This is a genomic window from Humidesulfovibrio sp. (genome assembly GCF_035560995.1).
Classification (GTDB): domain Bacteria; phylum Desulfobacterota; class Desulfovibrionia; order Desulfovibrionales; family Desulfovibrionaceae; genus Humidesulfovibrio.
Genome location: NZ_DATMYK010000070.1, coordinates 1 through 5104, shown reverse-complemented (window position 1 = coordinate 5104; position 5104 = coordinate 1). Strand labels below are relative to the sequence as shown.

Here is a 5104-nt window from a genome sequence, read left to right as displayed (position 1 = left end):
CCCACCGTGGCCTCGGCCAGCAGCGGGCTTGCGATGATGTCCGCGCCGTCAAGCGAAAGCGCCACGATGCGGTCGTGCTGGCCCTCGATGACGGCCTGGGCCTCGTGCGCTTTGCCGCCACTGTCCACACCCGTCACCACGGCGCGGATGAGCAGGCCCCGGCGGTCGGCCAGCAGGTTCACCGTGGCGCGGCCCTGGCGCAGCAGCTCCCTGGCGCGGGCCACGTCGGCCTCGGCCACGGGGTCCAGCACCTCCAGGCGCAGGGAGGCGTCGCCCCCGCACAGGCCCAGGGCGGCGGCGGTGTCCAGCCCGCACAGCCCGGCCGTGCCGGGGATGGAGACGGCCAGGCCGTTCTTGTACACGTTGGGGTCCACCCAGACCTCCACCCGCTGCGCGGCGGCAGCGCCGCCGGGCAGAAGCGAGGCCGCCGCCGCCGCGGCCAGGGCCACGGCCACGGGCTCGGTGCAGCCAAGGGCCGGGGCCACCTGCAAACGCAGAACATCCTTCACGCTGAACGCCATAAATATTTCTCCCTGCACCCGGCCTGCGGGTTGCAGATGCTGTATTCGGGCCGCCGCCCGGCGTCAAGGATACCCCCCGGCGGCACGGAAGCGCCGCCTCTTGCCCTTGCGCGGCCCCTGACGTAAGAGCGCGCCCATGGACATCAAGGACATCTCCGATCGTTACCTGGGCCGCCGCTGGGACGCCCTGGGGCTTTTCTCCGGCGGGCTGGACAGTATCCTGGCCATCAAGGTGCTGCAGGAGCAGGGACTCAAGGTTCTGGGCCTGCACTACGTGAGCCCCTTTTTCGGCAAGCCGCATCTGCTGGAGCACTGGAAGGCCACCTACGGCATCGAGGCCCTGCCCGTGGACGTGCGCCGCCTGTACCTGGACATGCTGGTGGCTCCGCAGCACGGCTACGGCAAGCACATGAACCCCTGCGTGGACTGCAAGATCCTGATGCTGCGCCACGCGCGCGGCCTGCTGGAACGCTTCGGCGCGAAGTTCCTCGTCAGCGGCGAGGTGCTGGGCCAGCGGCCCATGAGCCAGCGCGCCGACGCCCTCAACCTCATCCGCAAGGGCGCGGGCGTGGCCGACGTGCTGCTGCGGCCCCTTTCGGCCCAGAAGCTCGGCCCCACGCAGATGGAGAAGGACGGCCTGGTGGATCGCGCGAAGCTGCCGGGCATCTGGGGCCGGGGCCGCAAGGAGCAGCTGGAGCTGGCCGCGCACTTCGGCATCACCGACATTCCCACCCCGGCGGGCGGCTGCCGCCTGGCCGAGGCCGAGCCCGCCGCGCGCTACCTGCCCATCATCACCCACATGGCCGAGCCCGGGCCGGAGGACTTTTCCCTCTCGCACCTGGCGCGGCAGTACTGGGCCGGGCCCTTCTGGCTGTCCATCGGCCGCAACGAGCAGGCCAACAACGCCCTGGAGGCCGCCTGCGGGCCCAACGACCTGCGCTTCCGGCTCAAGGACGTGGTCGGGCCCCTGGCCCTGGGGCGGCAGTATGCCCCCAAGACGGACGCCGAGGCCGACGCCGAGGCCTGGCCGGAGCACGTGCTGGCCGACGCCGCCAGCTTCGCTGCGTCGTACTCGCCCCGCGCCCGGGAAGAAGCCGAGGCGGGACGCCCGGTGACGGTGCTGCTGCTGCGCGGCAACGCCAAAAGCGCCCCCCCCGCGCGCGAGCTGGTCGTCACCCCGCAGCGCAGCACGCCGCTGGGCTGGACCGAGCCCAAGAGCGCGGCCCTGAACGCCTGGAAGAAGCGCAAGCCTTAGGGGCCACTGGCCCGCCAAGGCGGCTTCGAACCGCGACAGCAAAGGCCGGCGAAAGCACCACCCATCCACGCAAAACGGCCCCGGCAGGAGATTATCCCGCCGGGGCCGTGCGTTTTGTGAAGGATGGGCTAGCCGCCGCGCTTCATGGTCTCGATGAGCGAGCGCAGGGTCTGGGTCTGTTCGGCCAGCTCCACCACGGCCTCGGAGGCCTGGCGCATGGCCCCGGCGTTCTCGGCCGAGAGGCGGTTGATGTCCTCGATGCTGCGGTTGATCTCCTCGCTGGCCGAGGACTGCTCCTCGCTGGCGGTGGCGATGGCCCGCACCTGGTCGCTGGAGGCCTCCACCAGCTGCACGATCTCGTGCAGGGCCGCGCCGGAACGGTGGGCCAGCTCCGTGGCCTGGTCCACCATGCCCGCCGCGCGCTCCACGCCCTCAAGATTCTTCCTGGTGCCGTCCTGGATGCCCCGGATGGCCTCGCCCACCTCGCGGGTGGCGGTCATGGTCTTTTCCGCCAGCTTGCGCACCTCGTCGGCAACGACCGCGAAGCCCCGGCCCGCGTCGCCCGCGCGCGCGGCCTCGATGGCGGCGTTCAAGGCCAGCAGGTTGGTCTGGTCGGCGATGTCGGAAATGACGCCCAGCACCTGGCCGATGCCCTCGGCCTGCTTGCCCAGGGCGTTCATGTCGTCGCGCAGCCCGGCGGACATGGTCTGCATGGCGCCGATGCCCTCCACCACCTGGACCACCAGCTTCGCTCCGTCCTCGGCCTTTCTCCGCGCCTCGTCGGAGGATTCCGCCGCGCGCGAGGCGCTTCTGGCCACCTCAAGCACCGTGGCGTTCATCTCCTCCATGGCCGTGGCGGTCTCGGCCACGCGGGAGGACTGCACATCCGTGCCCCGGCTGGACTGCTCCACCTGGGAGGACAGCTCGTCCGAGGCGCTGCCCACGATGACCACCACCTGCTCCAGCTGGCGGGCGGCCTGCAGCATGCCCTCGGCCTTGGCGGTTTCGGCCCGGGTCTTGGCCTCGTTGGCCTCGTCCGTGGCGATGCCCGCCAGACGGGCCTGCTCGGCCGCCTGGGCGCTCTTGTCGTCGGCCTCGGCTATCTTGGCCTTGAGGGCGGCCAGCATGGCCTCGATGCTCTCCTTGAGCTTGGCCATCTCGGCCGTGAAGGTGCCGCTCACGCTGGCGTTCAGGTCGCCCCGGGCGACGGCCCCGGCCAGGTCCACTATGCGGCCCAGGGGCCGGGTGATGGACAAAAGCACCAGCACGGCGATGGCCGCGCCCACCACAAGGCCCACCGACACCGAGGCGATGAGCAGAGTCTCCGTCCGCTTGGAGAGCCGGGCCAAGCCTTGCTGGTTGTCGCGGAACATGGCCTGGCCGTCCTTCTTGAGAACCTCCAGGGCGGATTCGGTCCGGTGGACGCTCTCCTTTTCCTTGGTCAAAATGGCATTGGCGGCCAGGTAGTCCATGCTCTTGCCGGACGGATCGGCCGCGAGCTTCCCGGCCAGGGCCAGCACGGCCTTGTCATACTGCCCGAAGGCTTCCAGGGCCGTGGCGGGCAGCTTCCGCGTTTCGGCGGAGAGGTCCTCGTTGGCGGCCGTGGCCTTGTCCAGTTCGGCCAAGGTCTTGCGGGTCTCGGCGCTCAGGCTTTTCAGCTTCTCCAAATACCCCTGCTGTTTCTGCGGCTCGCCGATGTTCAGGAGCACGTCCTTCTCCGCCTTGCGGTACAGCTGCAAAAGGTCGGAGGACTTGTCCAGCACCTCCACCATGGGCAGGTCGTTGACCACGATCTCATGGACGATCTCCTGCTGCTCGCGCAGATTCAGGATGGAGCCAAGGCCAGACAGGGCGAAGATGGCAATCAATATGCCGAAACCACCCGCGATTTTCTTCTTGAGGTCAAGAACCATGAACACTCTCCTTGCGCACGGGGCTGTGATATTAGCTGTACCTTCTCATTCATCACGCAAGAGGTGTCAACAAAATTTGCTGTTCCTCTACATTTATGTCGCAATATTCAGCGCTTTCGCCAAAAGCGTCAGCGGGCGCACATTGTCACCGCCGGGCAAAGCAGGCATAAAGCGCCCATGGCGAAACAACGCGAAGAATACCTCTGCTCCTCCTGCGGGGCCAAAAGCCCGCGCTGGACCGGGCAGTGCACGGCCTGCGGCGAGTGGAACACCATGGCCGCGGTGGCCGCCGCGTCCTCCCTGGGCGGCTGGAGCGCGCGCGGCGCGGGCAAACGCCCGGCCAGCCTCTCGGCCCCGGAGGCCCTGGAAGACCTGGGCGGCGACACCGTGCGCGCCAGGCCCACGGGCATTCCGCAGCTGGACGGCCTGCTGGGCGCAGGCCTTGTGCCCGGCGCGGCCCTGCTGCTGGGCGGCGAGCCCGGCGTAGGCAAAAGCACCCTGCTGCTGCAACTGGCCGCGCGCCAGGCGGAGCTGGCCGCCAAGGGCAAGAAGGCCCGCACAGTCTATGTCTCGGGCGAGGAATCCCTGGCGCAGATACGCGGCCGCGCGGAGCGCCTGGGCCTGCTCGGTCCTGGGCTCATGGCCCTGGCCACCAACAACGCGGATGAAGCCCTCGACGTTGTGGCCGCCATGGGCGCGGAGCCCGGCCTCATCATCGTCGATTCCGTGCAGACCCTGGCCAGCCCAAGGGCCGAGGGCATCCCCGGCAGCGTGAGCCAGGTGCGCGCCGTTTCCGGCGAGCTGGTGGAGGCCGTGAAGCGCTCCCAGGCCACCCTGGTGCTGGTGGGCCATGTGACCAAGGACGGGCAGATCGCCGGGCCGAAACTTCTGGAGCACATGGTGGACACCGTGCTCTACCTGGAGGGCGACCGGCGCGACTACTCCCGCGTGCTGCGCGTGCTCAAAAACCGCTTCGGCCCGTCGGACGAGCTGCTTGTGTTCACCATGGAGGAAAAAGGCCTGGCCGTGGTGGACGACCCCTCGACCTTCTTCCTGGGCGCGCGCGACGCCACCCTCTCCGGCGCGGCGGTCTCGCTCGCCATGGACGGGCGCAGGCCCTTTGCCGTGGAGATCCAGGCCCTGGCCACCAAAAGCTTTCTGTCCATTCCCCGCCGCGCGGCTTTGGGCTTCGACGCCAACCGCCTGCACCTGCTGCTGGCGGTGCTGGAAAAGCGCCTCAAGCTGCCGCTCGGCCAGTTCGACATCTACGTGAAGCAGGGCGGAGGGTTGGCCCTGCGCGACCCCGGCCTCGACCTGGGGCTTGCGGCCTCCGTGCTTTCCTCGTACTACGACGCGCCGCTGCCGGAAGGCGCGGTGTTCTGGGGCGAGCTGGACCTGAACGGCCATGTGCGCCC

Annotated in this window: 3 protein-coding genes and 1 pseudogene; 2 read left to right on the top strand and 2 right to left on the bottom strand. The window is 69.3% G+C overall.

From position 1 onward, the window contains the following. A pseudogene (locus VN419_RS02640) lies at positions 1-521 on the bottom strand (serine dehydratase subunit alpha family protein); the annotation flags it as partial. A gap of 136 nt (positions 522-657) precedes the next feature. Here VN419_RS02640 and VN419_RS02635 point away from each other — a divergent pair. Beyond that, positions 658-1776 (top strand): tRNA(5-methylaminomethyl-2-thiouridylate) methyltransferase, encoded by a 1119-nt coding sequence (locus VN419_RS02635; RefSeq protein ID WP_325644154.1) that lies wholly within the window; start codon positions 658-660, stop codon positions 1774-1776. Between the two features lie 128 nt (positions 1777-1904). Here the strand turns inward: VN419_RS02635 and VN419_RS02630 are convergent, their stop codons facing one another. After that, positions 1905-3689, bottom strand: coding sequence for a methyl-accepting chemotaxis protein (locus VN419_RS02630; protein WP_325644152.1), 1785 nt, complete (start codon positions 3687-3689; stop codon positions 1905-1907). A 177-nt stretch (positions 3690-3866) separates the two neighbouring features. Here VN419_RS02630 and radA point away from each other — a divergent pair. Further along, positions 3867-5104, top strand: a 1238-nt coding sequence (radA, locus tag VN419_RS02625; protein WP_325644150.1) for a DNA repair protein RadA, incomplete at its 3' end; no start/stop codon positions are given.

Excerpts from the sequence above, each read along its gene's own strand:
- VN419_RS02635 (WP_325644154.1), top strand. The coding sequence starts at position 658 with ATGGACATCAAGGACATCTCCGATCGTTACCTGGGCCGCCGCTGGGAC.
- VN419_RS02630 (WP_325644152.1), bottom strand. The coding sequence starts at position 3,689 with ATGGTTCTTGACCTCAAGAAGAAAATCGCGGGTGGTTTCGGCATATTG.